General features: G+C 61.1%; 12 protein-coding genes. 8 read left to right on the forward strand and 4 right to left on the reverse strand.

All coding sequences use genetic code 11. From position 1 onward, the window contains the following. Nucleotides 1–144: 144 nt before the first annotated feature. Complete coding sequence (locus ACYZTL_RS02275) at nt 145–1,932, forward strand: SulP family inorganic anion transporter (RefSeq protein ID WP_461950399.1); 1,788 nt, start codon at nt 145–147, stop codon at nt 1,930–1,932. Between the two features lie 211 nt (nt 1,933–2,143). Here the strand turns inward: ACYZTL_RS02275 and ACYZTL_RS02280 are convergent, their stop codons facing one another. From ACYZTL_RS02280 to ACYZTL_RS02290, 3 genes are read right to left on the reverse strand one after another with little or no spacing between them, the layout of a single operon-like run. Beyond that, the gene (locus ACYZTL_RS02280; protein WP_461950400.1) at nt 2,144–3,580 is read right to left on the reverse strand and encodes an efflux transporter outer membrane subunit; all 1,437 of its coding nucleotides are present in this window, start codon (nt 3,578–3,580) and stop codon (nt 2,144–2,146) included. 1 nt (nt 3,581) lies between these two features. Continuing rightward, on the reverse strand, nt 3,582–6,791 hold the full coding sequence (locus ACYZTL_RS02285; RefSeq protein ID WP_461950401.1) for an efflux RND transporter permease subunit: 3,210 nt from the start codon (nt 6,789–6,791) through the stop codon (nt 3,582–3,584). Next, entirely contained in the window at nt 6,788–8,005 is a 1,218-nt protein-coding gene (locus tag ACYZTL_RS02290) for an efflux RND transporter periplasmic adaptor subunit (RefSeq protein WP_461950402.1), read from the reverse strand. Before ACYZTL_RS02290 ends, ACYZTL_RS02285 begins: the two co-directional genes overlap by 4 nt. Before the next feature lie 191 nt (nt 8,006–8,196). Between ACYZTL_RS02290 and ACYZTL_RS02295 the strand changes: the two genes are divergently transcribed. The 7 genes from ACYZTL_RS02295 to ACYZTL_RS02325 all read left to right on the forward strand — a co-directional run bounded on the left by ACYZTL_RS02295 (nt 8,197) and on the right by ACYZTL_RS02325 (nt 14,576). Continuing rightward, entirely contained in the window at nt 8,197–9,177 is a 981-nt protein-coding gene (locus ACYZTL_RS02295) for a quinone oxidoreductase family protein (RefSeq protein ID WP_461950403.1), read from the forward strand. A gap of 14 nt (nt 9,178–9,191) precedes the next feature. Then, nucleotides 9,192–10,040: a TauD/TfdA dioxygenase family protein gene (locus ACYZTL_RS02300; protein ID WP_461950404.1), complete on the forward strand. Its 849-nt coding sequence runs from the start codon at nt 9,192–9,194 to the stop codon at nt 10,038–10,040. An 86-nt stretch (nt 10,041–10,126) separates the two neighbouring features. Further along, complete coding sequence (locus ACYZTL_RS02305; protein ID WP_461950405.1) at nt 10,127–11,179, forward strand: beta-keto acid cleavage family enzyme; 1,053 nt, start codon at nt 10,127–10,129, stop codon at nt 11,177–11,179. Between the two features lie 91 nt (nt 11,180–11,270). Then, nucleotides 11,271–12,590: an MFS transporter gene (locus ACYZTL_RS02310; protein WP_461950406.1), complete on the forward strand. Its 1,320-nt coding sequence runs from the start codon at nt 11,271–11,273 to the stop codon at nt 12,588–12,590. Beyond that, nucleotides 12,587–13,249 (forward strand): DsbA family oxidoreductase, encoded by a 663-nt coding sequence (locus ACYZTL_RS02315; RefSeq protein WP_461950407.1) that lies wholly within the window; start codon nt 12,587–12,589, stop codon nt 13,247–13,249. The genes ACYZTL_RS02310 and ACYZTL_RS02315 overlap by 4 nt, the downstream gene beginning before the upstream one ends. Then, nucleotides 13,246–13,569 carry a Rieske (2Fe-2S) protein gene (locus ACYZTL_RS02320; protein ID WP_461950408.1) on the forward strand — a complete coding sequence of 108 codons (324 nt, stop codon included), beginning with the start codon at nt 13,246–13,248 and terminating at the stop codon, nt 13,567–13,569. The genes ACYZTL_RS02315 and ACYZTL_RS02320 overlap by 4 nt, the downstream gene beginning before the upstream one ends. After that, entirely contained in the window at nt 13,566–14,576 is a 1,011-nt protein-coding gene (locus ACYZTL_RS02325) for a YeiH family protein (RefSeq protein WP_461950409.1), read from the forward strand. The genes ACYZTL_RS02320 and ACYZTL_RS02325 overlap by 4 nt, the downstream gene beginning before the upstream one ends. A 307-nt stretch (nt 14,577–14,883) precedes the next feature. Here ACYZTL_RS02325 and ACYZTL_RS02330 read toward each other — a convergent pair whose 3' ends face one another. Continuing rightward, entirely contained in the window at nt 14,884–15,933 is a 1,050-nt protein-coding gene (locus tag ACYZTL_RS02330) for an AraC family transcriptional regulator (RefSeq protein ID WP_461950410.1), read from the reverse strand. Between the last annotated feature and the right edge of the window lie 263 nt (nt 15,934–16,196).

Here is a 16,196-nt window from a genome sequence, read left to right on the forward strand (position 1 = left end):
GCCTGTAGCACGCGCCCACTGATCGCGAGAAGAGCATGTATATGCAGCGATATCGTGAACCGGCGATCCGTTGCGGCACATCCCGGAAAAATCCTGACGGTTCATTCAAGTGCACCTGCGCATTACCCCAGAGGGCCAAGTCGTATGAGTCATTCGAATACGTCACCTCCGGACCCGGAACCCGGCCGGATTGCGCGCCGCAACACGGTCGACAAGACCGGCTGGAGCCGCTGGCTACCGGGGCTCAACACATTGCGCCGGTACAAGCTGGCGTGGTTGCAGCACGACATCGTCGCCGGACTGGTGCTCACCACCATGCTGGTGCCTGTCGGCATCGCCTACGCGGTAGCCTCGGGGGTGCCGGGCATCTATGGCCTTTACGCGACCATCGTTCCGCTACTCGCCTATGCGTTGTTCGGCCCCAGCCGAATCCTGGTGCTGGGACCGGATTCATCGTTGGCCGCCGTCATTCTCGCCGTCATTCTGCCGCTGTCCGGCGGCGACCCGCATCGCGCGATCGCCCTTGCCGGCATGATGGCGATCGTCTCGGGAACGGTGTGCATCCTGGCCGGGATAGCGCGACTGGGTTTCGTCACCGAGCTGCTGTCCAAACCGATTCGCTATGGCTACATGAACGGCATCGCGCTGACGGTGTTGATTAGCCAGTTGCCCAAGTTTTTCGGCTTTTCGATCGAAACCCACGGCCCATTGAGAGACCTGTGGGCCATTGCCACTGCGGTGATGGATGGAAAAACCAACTGGACCACGTTCCTGATCGGCGCGGTCACCCTCGCGGTGATCTTGTCGCTCAAGAATCACAAGCGCGTGCCAGGCATTCTGATCGCCGTGGCCGGAGCCACCATCGCTGTTGGCATGCTGGACCTTGCGGCGCACAACGTAGCGGTCCTCGGCAAACTTCCTCAAGGCCTGCCAGCGTTTGCCATTCCCTGGATCACCCGCGCCGATATCGTCCCGGTGCTGATCGGCGGTTGCGCCGTTGCGCTGGTCTCGTTCGCCGACACCAGCGTGCTGTCGCGGGTTTATGCGGCGCGGACTCAGACTCATGTCGATCCGAACCAGGAGATGGTAGGACTCGGCATCGCCAACCTGGCCGGTGGTTTGTTCCAGGGCTTCCCGATCAGCAGCAGTTCGTCACGCACGCCCGTCGCCGAAGCGGCGGGCGCGAAAACCCAATTGGCCGGCGTCGTCGGTGCACTCGCGGTTGCTTTGCTGTTGATGGTGGCGCCGGATTTGCTGAAGAACTTGCCCACCAGCGCACTGGCGGCGGTGGTCATCGCCTCGGCTATTGGACTGATCGAGGTTGCCGACCTGCGGCGAATCTATCGTATTCAGCGTTGGGAATTCTGGCTGTCGATCGTATGTACCGTCGGGGTGGCCGTATTCGGCGCGATCGAGGGCATTGGCCTGGCCATCGTCATTGCCGTCATCGAGTTCCTCTGGGATGGCTGGCGTCCGTACTCGACGGTGCTGGGTCGTGCCAAAGGCGTCCGGGGTTATCACGATATCAATCGTTATCCGCAGGCGCGCCTTATCCCCGGCCTGGTCCTGTTTCGCTGGGATGCGCCACTGTTCTTTGCTAACGCAGAACTTTTTCATGACCGAGTACTGGACGCCGTGGCGACATCACCCACGCCGGTGCGCTGGCTGGTCGTGGCGGCGGAACCGGTCACCAGCGTGGACGTTACTTCCGCCGACATGCTCGCCGAGCTGGATGAAACATTGCACACGGCTGGCATCAAGCTGTGCCTGGCCGAGATGAAAGACCCGGTCAAGGACAAGTTGAAGCGATTCGGCCTGTTCGCGCGGTTTGGCGAAGCGGCGTTCTTCGCCACGATAGGCGCCGCCGTCAGCAGCTACCTCAAAACCGACCCGGTGGAATGGAGAGAAGGGGAGGACGAGGATCTCGAATAGACGGTAGAGCTGCGCGGCAGTTACCGCTACCTGGGCCTCGGCAGAACGGATGGCTGGATTTGCTGCCGAGGCACGATCCCGGCCCCCGTACGGCTATTCGTGGGCTGACCCTGCTGAAAATACCCACTGTCGTCTTTCCCATAGTCATGGCAAGACGACCCGCCGAGCACGATGGCAATCGCCACCATGCCAAGGGGAATCAAGTGCTTGATCATTGCTGTTCTCCCGGCACATCAGCAGCCGTCAGCTTGTCCGCCTCGGTCACCCAACCGCCGCCGGTTGCCTTGTAAAGATCAATCATGGAAGTGAACACCGAGCCACGAGTGCGGGTGTAGTTCAGCTCGGCATCAAACAGGCTGCGTTCGGCGTCGAGCACCTCGATGTAACTGGTGTAGCCGTTGTCATAGCGCAGCCGTGCATAGTGGGCGTAAGTGCGCAGGGCCTCGACCTGACCGGCCTGAAAGGCCATCTGTTCACGGGATTTGCTGGACGCGACCAAGGCGTTTTCGACATCGCCGAAGGCCGACTGAATGGCTTTCTGGTACGTCAGCAGGGCTTGTTGCTGGAAGGCTTCGGCTTGTTGAACCTGCCCGGCGATGCCACCGCCGGTAAAGATCGGCATGCTCGCCGCGACGCCATAAGACCAGGTGGCGGCAGGCCCGGTGAACAGGTTCGAGAGTTGGTTGCTGACCGAACCCAGCAGCCCGGTCAAGGAAATGGTCGGAAAATACTGGGCCTTGGCCGCACCGATCTGGGCATTCGCCGAGATCAGGTTCAGCTCGGCCTGACGCAGATCGGGTCGGCGCTCCAGCAAGTCCGAAGGTAAACCGGCAGGCACCGACGGCAGCGTCAGTTGCGCCAGGTCACGACCGCGCAGGATCGGGCCCGGATTGCGCCCGATAAGCACGGCGAGCAAATTTTCCTGCTGCGCGACGAGGGGCTCGAACTGTGCGACCGAAGCCAGGGTCCGCTGGTACTCGGACTGGTTCTGCGCCAACTCCATTTCGGAGATGGTCCCGGCACCAAAGCGCAGCTTGAATATTTCGTAGGAGTCACCGCGCACCTTGGCGGTGGTGCGGGCAATTTCCAGCTCTCGGTCAAGATCACGCAGCGTCACGTAACTCGTCGCCACGGACGACACCAGGCTGAGGATGACGCTACGGCGTCCTTCCTCGGACGCCAGCAAATCGGCACGGGCGGATTCGTTGAGGCGCCGCAAGCGGCCCCAGACGTCCAGCTCCCAGTTCACACTAAGGAGGGCCTGATAGTTGTTGAACACCGGATCGACGGAGGAATCCAGCGGCACTGGACCGTTGTCTCGGGGAGACCGGTTGCGCTGGCCCTGCGTGCTGAGCCCGACCTGGGGAAAGTACAAGGACCGGGTTTCACCGTAGCGCCCCTGGAATTGCTCCACTCGCGCGGCGGCAATCTTGATGTCCTTGTTCTCGAGCAGGGCGGTGCGGATCAGCTCATTCAGCACAGGGTCCTGGAACTGCTCCCACCACAGCGTGTTGGACAGGTTCTTCGCTTCCTTGTCCGCATAGCGGTAGGCCGCCGGGGTTTCAATGCCGGGGTGCTGGTAATCCGGCCCCACCATGCAGCCGGCCAGGCCCAGGCACAGCAACAGCGGGAGAGAGGGGTTGTGCATCTCAATCCCCCTCATGTCGGTGTTGTGCTGCGCCGTCGGGAATCGGCGCAGCGGGTGTCGATTGTGCCGGCTGAGCGGCCGTTTGAGCGCTGTCCTTGTTCCCGAACATCCGCTCCACCAGGTAGTAGAACAAGGGAATGAAGAAGATCGCGATCACCGTCGCCGCCAGCATCCCGCCGATCACCCCGGTACCGATGGAGTGGCGGCTGTTCTCGGACGCGCCGACGGCAATCGCCAGGGGTACGCAGCCCAGGATGAACGCCAGCGACGTCATCACGATAGGTCGCAAACGCTCCTTCGCAGCGGTCATGGCGGCATCGTAGGCAGACATGCCGTTTTCCCGGTTGAGCACCGCAAACTCGAAAATCAGAATGGCATTCTTGGCGGCGAGGGCCACCAGCATGGTCAAGCCGATCTGGAAGTACACGTCGTTGCTCAGGCCCCGCAGCAGCACGGCGAGCAGAGCGCCGAACAGTGCGAAGGGCACCGCCAGCAGTACCCCGACGGGCAAGGACCATTTTTCGTACTGGGCGGCCAGGATCAGGAACACCATCACCAGGCCGAAGATGAACACCTGGGACGAGGCGCCGCCGCTCTTTTTCTCCTCGAACGCCTCGCCACTCAAGGCCAGCGCATAATCATTGGTCATGATCTCGGCGCTGATCTCTTCCAGCGCTTTGAGCGCCTGGCCGGAACTGTAGCCGGGGGCCGCGTTGGCGGTGAGTTTGACCGCGGGGAAGTTGTTGAAACGGGTCAGCAGGTCGGGACCCGTGACATACCGGGTGGTCAGCACCGCTTTGAGCGGCACCATCTCCCTGTTTTTGCTGCGCACATAGATTTGTTGCAGATCTTCGGCCTTGAGGCGATAGGACGGTTCCGCCTGCAGAATGACCTGCCACAGCCGGCTGAATTTGTTGAACTGCGAGACATACAGTGAGCCGAACATGGTCTGCATGGCGCTGTAGACATCTTCCACGGGCACGCCCAGGCTCTCGGCTTTTTCCCGGTCCACATCGACCATCAATTGACGGGAATGAACGTTGAAGGTTGAGGTGATGGCGCCGAGTTCCGGGCGTTCTTTAGCCTTTGCCACGAGGGAGCCGACCACTTCGGCCAACTGGTCGATGCTCGAATCGCCCTTGCTCTGTACCCACACCTCCATGCCGCCGGTGGTGCCCAGGCCGGGAATGGACGGAGGGTTGACCGGCAGAATGATCCCTTCCTGCACGGTGGAAAAGGCGCGGGCGGCTTTCTGGATCACCGCCGGGGCGCTTTGCTGCTCGATGGTGTCCGAGTCCTTGTAGCGCCCTTCGAAATCCTTGAAGCCGACGAAGAACGCGGCGGCGTTATTCTTGTTCTGGCCATCCAGCAGGCTGTAGCCGTTGACGATGGCCACGCCCTCGACGGCCTCATCGTTCATGAAGAAATCACTGGCCACTTTGCCGACCTCGCCGGTGCGATCCAGACTGGCAGCGTCGGGCATGATGATCGCGCCGAGCAGATAGCCCTGGTCCTCGGGAGGCAGGAAAGCACTGGGTATACGCTGCGCCATCAACAAAATAAGCACGATCATGCCGGCAAACAGCAACAGCGCCAGCACGTAGCGTTTGATCATGAACGCCACGGAGCGCGAGTAACCCTCGGTCATGCGTTCGAAGCTGCGTTCAAACCAGCGGAAGAAGGCGTTTTTGTCGCCGTGCTGCGGCTTGAGCAGCAAGGCGGCCAAGGCCGGTGACAGGGTCAGGGCGACCAGGCCGGAAATCACCACGGAAATGGCGATGGTGATCGCGAACTGTTTGTAGAGCTGGCCGGTAATACCGCCCATGAACGCCACCGGGATGAACACCGCGCACAGCACCAGCACAATGGCCACCACCGGGCCCGCCACTTCGTCCATCGCCCGTTTGGCGGCGTCCTTGGGCGTCATCTTGTGCACTTGCATGTTGCGCTCGACGTTTTCGATCACCACGATCGCGTCGTCCACTACGATACCGATGGCCAGCACCATGCCGAACAGCGTCAGCATGTTCACGGAAAATCCCAGGGCTGACATGCCGATGAAGGTGCCGACAATCGATACTGGCACCGCAATTACCGGAATCAAGGTGGCGCGCAGACTCTGAAGGAAGATGTAAACCACCACGACCACCAGCACCAACGCTTCGAAAAAAGTGTGTATCACCTCGGAAATCGAAGCGCGGGTGAATGCGGTGGTGTCCATCACAATCTTGTATTCGATGCCTTCGGGGAAGGTTGCCTTCATGTCTGCCAGGGTTTTGGTGACCGCCGCCGAGACGTCCAGAGCATTGGCGCCGGGTTGTTGATACACCGCAATCAGCGTCGCCGGCTTGCCCTGGTAGGTGCTGCGCAGCGAGTAGTCCTTCTGTCCGAGTTCAGCGCGGCCGATGTCCTTGAGACGCACAATGGCGCCCCCTTCGTTGCTGGCGCGCAGGATGATGTTTTCGAACTCCGCAGGCTCGGTCAGGCGCCCCTTGGTGGTCACGGCAAACGACTGCTCGACGGCGGCGCCCGTTGGCGATTGGCCAACACGTCCTACCGCGAATTGCTGGTTCTGGTTGGCCACGGCTTTCTGCACATCGGCGGCGGTGATGCCCAATTGGGCCATGCGATCGGGCTTGAGCCAGATCCGCATGGCGTAGTCCGGCGTACCGAAGATGCTGGCCTGGTTGGCACCCGGAATACGCTTGATCGCATCCAGAATATAAAGGTTGGCGTAGTTGGCGACATAGGTGCTGTCATAGCGGTCACCCGCGGAGTACACGGCCAGCACCATCATGAACGCCGAGGATTTCTTCTGCACCTGGATGCCCTGGCTCTGCACCGCGGAGGGCAGTTGCGGCAAGGCCAGGTTGACCCGGTTCTGCACGTCCACCTGGGCCAGGGAAGGGTCGGTACCAATCTCGAAAAACACGTTGAGGGTCATGTTGCCCGTCGCCGAGCTCGACGAGTTCATGTAGATCATGTTGTCCGCGCCGTTGACTTGCTGCTCGATGGGCGCCGCGACGTTGTTGGCCACGACTTGAGCATCGGCGCCGGGATAGGTCGCTGCCACAGTAATCTGCGGCGGCGTGATGTCCGGGTACTGGGCAACGGGCAACGCCAGCATGGCCACGGCGCCGGCCAGGGTGATGATGATCGAGATGACCGAGGCGAAGATTGGCCGCTCAATGCAATAGTGGGAAATGCTCATGGGCTGTTCCCGCTGGCTGCACCGGCTTTTACCGGTTGCGCGGATGCGGCGGGGGCAGGCGCGACACCAGGCGCCTCGACGATTTTCAGCGGACCTCCCGGCGTTACCCTGAGCGCGCCATCGACCACGATGCGTTCGCCGGCGCGCAGGCCCTTGCTGATGAACCAGTCATCACCTTGCCACTCACCCACTTCGACAATCCGTTGCTCGGGCTTGCCCTCGGCATTGACGACCCAGACGAAGTGGCTCTTGGCGCCCTCAAGCACCGCCTTCTGAGGCACCAGAATAGCGTTTGGCCGGGAAGCGCCTTTGGCCAGTGCGCGCACGAACTGGCCCGGCCGCAGCAGGCCATTCGGGTTGGCGAGCACCGCCCGGACGAGAAAGGTGCCGGTTTCCTGACTATAAGATGGTGCCAGGAAATTCACCTTGCCGCGGTCGGGCACCACGGTACCGTCAGCCAATACCACTTCCACGACAAAGTCACTGCGTGGCGGGAATTTGAGACGTCCGGCGGCGAGTTCGTCGCGGTATTTCAGATTTTCGTTTTCTGAAAGACTAAAGTTGACGTACATCGGGTCCATCTGTGACACGGACGTCAGCAGTCCCGATTCGCCGGGCGTGACGTAGCTGCCTTCCTGCTTTTTGGCATCGCTCGAAAGACCGTTGAGGGGAGAGGTGATGGTGGTGTAACTCAAGTTCAGTTGCGCCGTGCGCACGGAGCCTTCTGCGGCGAGTACGGCTGCCTTGGTCTCACGCTCTGCGCCGACGGCATTGTCCAGGTCCATCTTGCTGACCGCGTTCTGCGCCGCCAGCGGCCGGACGCGGGCGAGGGTGGCCTTGGCCAATTCCCAGCGCGCCTGTTGCTGGGCCATTTGCCCCTGGGCCGACGCCAGCGCTGCCTCGAAAGGTTTGCGGTCCATCTGAAACAGGGTTTGCCCGGTTTTTACCAGATCGCCTTCGGTGTACAGCCGCCGATCCAGGAACCCGGCGACACGTGCCCGTATTTCCACTTCGCGGGAGCTTTGGGTCTGGGCGACGAATTCGAAGGTGACCGGAGTGTCACGCGCGGTGACCGTCATGACGGTCACCTCGGGTGCCTGGCGAGCCGGGGAAACAGGTTCTTTTCCGCAGCCACCCAGCAGGCTGGAAAGCCCCAACAGAAAAGCAATCGGCACGCTCACGCGCGGCCTGACAACGAATGTTTTCACGCCCATCCCTACGCTCCGCAACTGTCCCCCGTTCAGAAGCGTAGTCACATTTTTTGCGCAACGCTAACCAATGCCGCTGTCACGAAATGAAAAGCCGTTGTCGTCTGATGAGAAGCGGCTCGCCATACGCCGTCCTACAGTCCAATCAGCGCAATTCGACGCAGCTCGCCAATAATGCAGACTGGGGAATAACAAAAATGGCTAAAGCCGTACGCTTCTATGAAACCGGTGGTCCCGATGTACTTCGTTATGAAGAGGTCGAAGTAGGCGAACCCGGTCCGGGCCAGGTTCGTCTTCGTCATGTGGCCGTTGGTCTGAACTATGCCGACACCTACTTTCGCAACGGAACCTACCCGATCCCGATGTCCAACGGCATGGGCGTTGAAGCTTCCGGCGTGGTCCAGGCCATCGGCGAGGGCGTGACCAACGTGCAAGTGGGGGATCGCGTCACCTATACCGGTTTCATCAACACCCTGGGTGCCTACAGCACCGAGCGCCTGATCCCGGCCGCGCCGCTGATCAAGTTGCCGGAAACCATCAGTTTTGAAACCGCCGCGGCCATGACCATGCGCGGTCTGACCTCGTCGTACCTGATGCGCCGCATCTACGACTTCAAGGCCGGGGACAGCATTCTGCTGCACGCCGCCGCTGGCGGTGTCGGCCTGATCGTTTCGCAATGGGCCAAGTTGCTCGGCCTGAACGTCATCGGCACCGTATCGACCGAGTTCAAGGGTGAAATCGCCAAGGCCCATGGCTGCGATCATGTCATCAACTACAGTCACGAAGATGTCGCCCAGCGCGTGCGCGAGTTGACTGACGGCGTGGGCGTCAACGTAGTGTTTGACAGTGTCGGCAAGAACACTTTCATGGGCTCGCTGGACTCGCTCAAGCGTCGCGGCCTGATGGTGTGCGTCGGCACGGCCTCCGGACCGATCCCGGCCTTCGATCCGGTGATGCTGGCGATGAAGGGTTCGCTGTTCCTGACCCGTCCGGCGCTGGCCGACTACATCGCCGATCCGGCGGAAAAAGCCGCCCTGGCCGGCGAGTTGTTCGACCACGTCGGCAGTGGCCGGATCAAGATCGAGATCAACCAGCATTACGCCTTGCAAGATGCCGTACAGGCCCATCGCGACCTGGAGTCACGCAAGACCACGGGCTCGTCGATTTTCGTCATTTAAGGGAGTTGCTCGCCATGAAAGTCGAACAATTGACCTGCAACATTGGCGCGGAACTGATCGGCGTGAGCCTCGCCGATGCGGTCCACGACGACGGTCTACTCGCCGAGATTCGTGCTCAGTTGCTCAAGCATCGGGTGGTGTTCCTGCGTGATCAGGACATTACCCGTGCCGAGCACGTGGCTTTCGCCCGTCGCTTCGGTGAACTGGAGGATCATCCGGTGGCCGGCAGCGATCCGGATCATCCGGGGTTGGTGCGCATTTACAAGAACCCGGACCAGCCGATGGACCGCTACGAAAACGCCTGGCACACCGACGCGACCTGGCGCGAGGCGCCGCCGATGGGCTGTGTGCTGCGCTGCGTGGAGTGCCCGCCAGTGGGCGGCGACACCATGTGGGCCAACATGGTGGAGGCTTATGCGCAGTTACCGGATGACGTGAAAGTGAAAATTGCCGACCTTCGTGCCCGCCACAGCATCGAAGCGAGCTTCGGCGCGGCGATGCCGATCGAGAAACGCCTGGCGCTCAAGGCGATGTACCCGGATGCCGAGCACCCGGTCGTGCGCACTCACCCGGAAACCGGGGAAAAAGTGCTGTTCGTCAACGCCTTCACTACCCATTTCAGCAACTACCACACCCCTGATCGGGTGCGCTTCGGCCAGGACGCCAATCCTGGCGCGAGCGAGCTGCTGCGTTATCTGGTCAGCCAGGCGTACATCCCCGAATACCAGATGCGCTGGCGCTGGAAGCCGAACAGCATCGCCATCTGGGACAACCGCAGTACCCAGCACTACGCCGTCATGGATTACCCGCCGTGCCATCGCAAGATGGAACGTGCCGGGATCATCGGCGACAAGACGTTCTGATAGACCCCCTCTGCATTCGAACTCGTAGACACGTCCGCCCGGCACATTCCCGGGTGGGCGGACAATCATAAAAACCGGAGTAACTCATGCAATTTTTTGACGATTCCCTGCACCCGGAAAACATGGAAAAAGTGGTCATTACCGTGGCCCCGTACGGCCCGGAATGGATGCCGGAAGACTTTCCCGAAGACATCCCCCTGACCATGGACGAGCAGGTGCAGAAAGCGGTCGATTGCTATGAAGCCGGGGCCACCGTCCTGCATCTGCACGTGCGTGAACTGGACGGCAAGGGCTCCAAGCGCCTGTCCAAGTTCAACGAACTGATCGCCGGCGTGCGTGAGGCCGTGCCGGACATGATCATTCAGGTCGGCGGTTCGATTTCCTTCGCCCCTGAAAGCGATGGCGAAGCCGCCAAGTGGCTGTCGGACGACACGCGCCACATGCTGGCCGAGCTGACGCCGAAACCGGATCAGGTGACGGTGGCCATCAACACCTGCCAGATGAACATCATGGAACTGCTGTATCCGGAATATCTGGAAGGCACGTCCCTGGCGAACCCGCTGTATCAGGCGGCTTACAGCGAGATGACCGTGCCAGCGGGCCCGGCCTGGGTTGCGGAGCACTTGAAGCGGCTGACGGCCGCTGGTGTACAACCGCATTTCCAGCTGACCGGCATGCACGCCATGGAAACCCTCGAGCGCCTGGTGCGCAAGGGCATTTACATGGGACCGCTGAACCTGACCTGGATCGGCATCGGCGGTGGTTTCGACGGCCCAAACCCGTTCAACTTCTTCAACTTCGTTCACCGCGCGCCGGACGGTTGCACCCTGACCGCCGAGTCGCTGCTGAAAAACGTACTGCCGTTCAACACCATGGCAATGGCCATGGGGATGCATCCGCGCGTGGGCATTGAAGACACTATTATTGATCACAAGGGCAAGCGCTTCAGCTCCGTGCAACAGATCGAGCAAACCGTGCGCGTCGCCCATGAACTGGGTCGCGAAATCGCCAGCGGCAAGGAAGCCCGTGAGATCTACCGTATCGGTGTGCAGTACCAGAGCATTGAAGAAACCTTGCTGGCCAACGGTATGGCGCCTAACCGCAAGGCCGGGCAGAAAGGTGTGCCGCAACGTGGCTGACCGGTAGACGGAACGAGAGGCCGTGACCTCTCGTTCGCTTAACCGCAACACGCTTGATAACAACAATAAAACAAAGCTTTGAGGAGGCTGAATGGCCTTTCACCCGATTGCCGCAGACGATGACGACGGTGCCGTCGCTGTTGCGCGCCCGTATGCCTGGATCGTGTTCGCACTGACGTTCGGCCTGTTGATCTCCGATTACATGTCGCGCCAGGTGCTGAATGCAGTGTTCCCCCTGCTCAAGAGCGAGTGGGTCCTGAGCGACAGCCAACTCGGCCTGCTCAGCGGGATCGTCGCCCTGATGGTAGGCCTGCTGACCTTTCCACTGTCGTTGCTGGCGGACCGTTTCGGTCGGGTCAAGAGCCTCGCGTTGATGGCCCTGCTGTGGAGCCTGGCCACGCTGGGCTGCGCAGTGGCGCAGGATTATCAGCAGATGTTCATTGCCCGGTTCATGGTCGGCGTCGGCGAAGCCGCGTACGGCAGCGTTGGCATCGCCGTGGTGATCTCGGTGTTCCCTAAACACCTGCGGGCAACGCTGGCCAGCGCCTTCATGGCTGGCGGCATGTTCGGTTCGGTATTGGGCATGGCATTGGGCGGGGCCATCGCCGCCAAGCTAGGCTGGCGCTGGTCGTTTGCCGGCATGTCGCTGTTCGGCCTGCTGCTGGCGATGCTGTACCCGATTATCGTCAAGGAAGCGCGCATCGCTCCCAAACGCGTCGCGGACAAGGCGGTTGCAGCGGTCAAGCGTCCGTTGTGTACGTTGTGGTCCAGCCCTTCAGTCATCGCCACTTACATCGGCAGCGGTCTGCAACTGTTCGTCGGTGGCACCGTGATTGTGTGGATGCCCAGCTACCTCAATCGTTATTACGACATGGCGACGGACAAGGCGGGCGGTGTTGCAGCGATTATCGTGCTGTGCAGCGGTGCGGGGATGATTCTGTGCGGGATGCTCAGCGACCGCCTGTGTCGTCATTCGCCTCAGCGCAAGGTCGCGCTGGCGATCGCTTTTTGCCTCGGCAGTTGCCTGTTGTTGTCGGCGGCGTTTGCCTTGCAAGCGGGGCCTCTGCAACTGGCCTTGATCTGCCTGGGCATGCTGATTGCCGCCGGCACCACTGGACCGGCCGGGGCGATGGTTGCCAACTTGACCCACTACTCGGTCCACGGCACGGCGTTCGCCACCCTGACCTTGGCCAACAACATACTCGGGCTGGCACCTGGGCCGTTCATCACCGGCAGGTTATCCGATGTGATCGGTTTGCACGCCGCTTTCCAGATGGTGCCGCTGGTGAGTATCGCGGCGGCGGCGGTGTTCTTTTATGCCCGGTGTCATTACGCCAGCGACATTGCCCGGATCAAGGGCGAGCAGGTCAATGATCCGGTGGCCGAATCCGTATTAGAGGTGAAGTTGTGAGTGGTCGTTTACGTATCGATGTGTTTTTCGATTTCATCTGCCCCTGGTGCCTGATCGGAAAACGCCAGCTGGAGCGCGCGCAAGAGCTGTTGCGCTCCCACCAGCCGGGCGTGGAATTCATAACGACATGGAATGGGGTGCAACTGTTGCCACAGCTGCCCGTACAGGGAGAGCCCTTCGCCGAGTTCTATCGCAAGCGGCTGGGCAATGCCGACGCTGTACAGATGCGTCTGTCCCAAGTGCAGCAGGCCGCGTTGGCGGTGGGTGAGACCATCGACTTCGGGCGAATTGCCACGATGCCCAATACCGCTGATGCCCATCGCCTGTTGGAGCGGGTCAGCGTACTGGGCAATTCCCGGCAGCGCGACGCTTTGCTCGAACGCCTGTTCGCCGCGTACTTCCTTTACGGCGAGGATCTGGGAAATCGTGAAACATTGATCACCATCGCCCAGTCGTGCGGCTTCGACACCGGCTTTGTGGCTGACTGTCTGTACGGTAACGGCGAGCCTTTTGTCGGCAGTCCCGGGGCTGCCGGCGGCGTTCCGTGTTTTCAGTTCGACCGGAGAGTGACAGTGGTGGGCGCGCAGCCTGCCGAAGCGCTGTTTGGTGTCATGTACGAAGCCTTGCTCGAACGTGCCGGCGAGCGGCAATCCTCATGAGCTTGCGTGTCTGTGTGCCTGCCGGAAAACACCCGCAGGTCGGGGGCCGTTCGCTGTTCGAATTCGATGGCAAGAGCCTGGCGTTGTTCAACGTCGAAGGTGACTTGTATGCCATCGACGACAGTTGCCCCCATCAGGGCGCCTCGCTGTGTGGCGGGCGACTTGAGGGGCGGGTAATTCAATGCTGCGCCCATGGTCTGCGTTTCGATCTGCGCAGTGGCTGCCTGCTCAATTCCACCCAAGTCAAAGTCGCCACTTACCCGGTCGAAGTCGTCAACGACCAGGTGTTCATCATTCTCTGCGAGGAGCCCGCGGCATGAGCGCCATTGCCCTGACCCGTATCCACAGCCGCACGCGCGAACTGGCGCCGGGCTTTATCGTCAGCCTGATCGTTGCGGCGGCGGCATCTTTTCTGTCCGAGCACTACGGTGCACCCGTCATGTTGTTCGCCTTACTGCTGGGTATGGCGCTGAATTTTCTGTCCGGTGACGGCCCTTGCAAGGCCGGCATCGAATTCACCGCACGCAGTGTGTTGCGCGTCGGTGTGGCACTGCTGGGCATGCGCATCACCCTCGAACAAATGGCAGCGCTGGGCTGGAAACCCTTGGCCCTGGTGGTAATTCTGGTGGTGGTGACCATCAGCGTGTCGGTGGTCGCGGCCAAGGCGCTGGGGTTCCAGCGTCTGTTCGGCATGCTCACTGGTGGCGCGACGGCGATCTGCGGTGCATCGGCGGCACTCGCGTTGGCGGCGGCATTGCCCAACCATCCGCAGAAGGAACGGGCCACGCTGTTCACGGTGATCGGCGTGTCCGCGCTGTCGACCCTGGCGATGATCCTCTATCCGATGATTGCCAACGGGTTGTCGCTGTCGCCGCAAGTGGCCGGCGTGTTCCTCGGGGCCACCATCCACGATGTTGCCCAGGTGGTCGGCGCCGGTTACAGCATGTCGACCGAGACCGGCGATACGGCGACGGTGGTCAAACTGATGCGCGTCGCCATGTTGCTGCCGGTAATCGTCACTGCCGCGATGATCACTCGCATGCAGGGCGCCGACCCCACCGGAAAACGGCCGCCGCTGCTGCCGTGGTTCGCCGTCGGTTTTCTGATGCTGGCCTGTATCAACAGCACCGGATGGGTGGCGCCGGTGGTGCAAAGTTCGATCAATGAGTTGTCGCGCTGGTGCCTGGTGGTGTCAATCAGTGCCCTGGGCATGAAGACCCAGCTCAAGGAGTTGGCGGCAGTGGGTATCAAGCCGATTCTGTTGATGGTGGGGGAGACGATATTTCTGGTCGTGCTGGTGCTGTTGTTGCTGCACTGGGGGGCTTGAATGGCAGGGCCTTGTTGCGTTTACTCCTAGCGTAACGAGGCTTTCGACCGGTGTCACAAACACCGGTTCTTTGCGGCGACTGTACCAGCAGTCGCCTTTTTTTTTGGAATCCCTTTTGGGTGCGTCGTTCACAAATATCGCATACGACATAGAAACCTGTGGGAGCGGGCTTGCTCGCGAAGGCGTTGGCATGTCCGGCATCTCTTTGCCTGACGCACCGCTTTCGCGAGCAAGCCCGCGCCCACAAAGAGTGCGGTGTTTTTCAGAGAGCGGTGTTTCAGAGCGACCTGCGTCGATGCCTCTCGCTTCAGGGCTCGGCGGGGTCGGGCAGGGTGGTCGGTGGCGTTGGCGCCTTGGGCTGTTTCTGCGCGGCGCGCCAGACGGCGGGGGGCATGCCGAACTGGGTGATGAACCAACGGGTGAAGGAGCTTGCCATGGAATAGCCGAGCATGTCGGCGATCCGGCCCAGCGAGTAATTCGGGTTGTCCAGGTAGCGCAGCACCAGGTCGCGGCGCACATCATTGATCAGGTCGTTGAAGGCGCAGCCGTCGTCCTTGAGGCGGCGCTGTAGGGTCCGGACGTTCATCCCCTGGCTCTGGGCTATCTGCTCGATGGTGGCGCGTCCCATGGGCAGCAGCAGGTAAATGGCTTTACGCACCTCGAACAGCATCGACGAACCTTCGTGACTGAGCAGCGAGTCGAGGTAGCTCTGGGCATAGCGCGCCATGGCCGGATCGGCATGGGGGTTGGTGATGTCGAGGCTGGCATCGGAACAGACAATGCCGTTGAACTCACTGCCGAACTCCACCGTGCAGCCGAACAGGCGACGGTGAAGTTGCAGGTTGTCCGGGGGCTGGTGTGTGAAGTTGACGCTGTACGGGTGCCAGTGTGAACCGAGCAGGGCCGCGCACAGGCGGAACATCACACCGATTGCCAACTCGTTGGCTTGCCGGCAGGGCATGGGCGTCTCGGTGACCACCTCTTCGCGAATGATCACCATCTTGCCGGCCTCTTCAATGAAAATGGCCAGCGAATCGTTCATCAGGTGCCGGTAGTTCACCACGACCTGCAGGGCTTCACGCAGGGTTCGCTGGTGGGTGAGCAGCAGGCTGACCACGCCGAAGTCCGAAAGTTGGCGCGACTCGGCCATGCTCAGGCCGAAGGTCTGGCAGCCACTGGCGGCCGCCGAGTCTTCCAGCAGCCGCACGGCTGCGTCAATGGGAATACGGTGCTCAGGGGCCTGCAGTTGGGCCTTGCTCAGGCCGACAGCTGCCAGTAAATCCCGCGGGTTGAACGACAGGTACTGCGTGACCTCCAGGTAATTGGTCAAGACGGCGGCGCGAACAAGCTTGGTCATGCGAAGGTCTTTCCTGGGCCGGTTTCGGTGGAAATGAGCGTGGCGACTATATCCAGCACTTCATCACTTGAACAGTTGCGACGTCATCGCCGACGGTCGCCCTGCGCAGCCCGGAATCATCACCCTCAGTCGCGTCAGTCGACGCGCATCCATTGATTACAGCGGCCTGCATCGCACCTGTGGAGTTTTTTGACCAACGGTCGCGCACCGCCGACGCCCGCCAATTTGTCATCAAAAGAAAAGTGCATGACGTCCAATGAAAA

It is taken from the genome of Pseudomonas sp. LB3P81 (genome assembly GCF_054897965.1).

Excerpts from the sequence above, each read along its gene's own strand:
- ACYZTL_RS02290 (WP_461950402.1), bottom strand. The coding sequence starts at position 8,005 with ATGGGCGTGAAAACATTCGTTGTCAGGCCGCGCGTGAGCGTGCCGATT.
- ACYZTL_RS02305 (WP_461950405.1), top strand. The coding sequence starts at position 10,127 with ATGCAATTTTTTGACGATTCCCTGCACCCGGAAAACATGGAAAAAGTG.
- ACYZTL_RS02300 (WP_461950404.1), top strand. The coding sequence starts at position 9,192 with ATGAAAGTCGAACAATTGACCTGCAACATTGGCGCGGAACTGATCGGC.
- ACYZTL_RS02275 (WP_461950399.1), top strand. The coding sequence starts at position 145 with ATGAGTCATTCGAATACGTCACCTCCGGACCCGGAACCCGGCCGGATT.
- ACYZTL_RS02325 (WP_461950409.1), top strand. The coding sequence starts at position 13,566 with ATGAGCGCCATTGCCCTGACCCGTATCCACAGCCGCACGCGCGAACTG.
- ACYZTL_RS02295 (WP_461950403.1), top strand. The coding sequence starts at position 8,197 with ATGGCTAAAGCCGTACGCTTCTATGAAACCGGTGGTCCCGATGTACTT.
- ACYZTL_RS02280 (WP_461950400.1), bottom strand. The coding sequence starts at position 3,580 with ATGCACAACCCCTCTCTCCCGCTGTTGCTGTGCCTGGGCCTGGCCGGC.
- ACYZTL_RS02310 (WP_461950406.1), top strand. The coding sequence starts at position 11,271 with ATGGCCTTTCACCCGATTGCCGCAGACGATGACGACGGTGCCGTCGCT.
- ACYZTL_RS02285 (WP_461950401.1), bottom strand. The coding sequence starts at position 6,791 with ATGAGCATTTCCCACTATTGCATTGAGCGGCCAATCTTCGCCTCGGTC.
- ACYZTL_RS02330 (WP_461950410.1), bottom strand. The coding sequence starts at position 15,933 with ATGACCAAGCTTGTTCGCGCCGCCGTCTTGACCAATTACCTGGAGGTC.
- ACYZTL_RS02320 (WP_461950408.1), top strand. The coding sequence starts at position 13,246 with ATGAGCTTGCGTGTCTGTGTGCCTGCCGGAAAACACCCGCAGGTCGGG.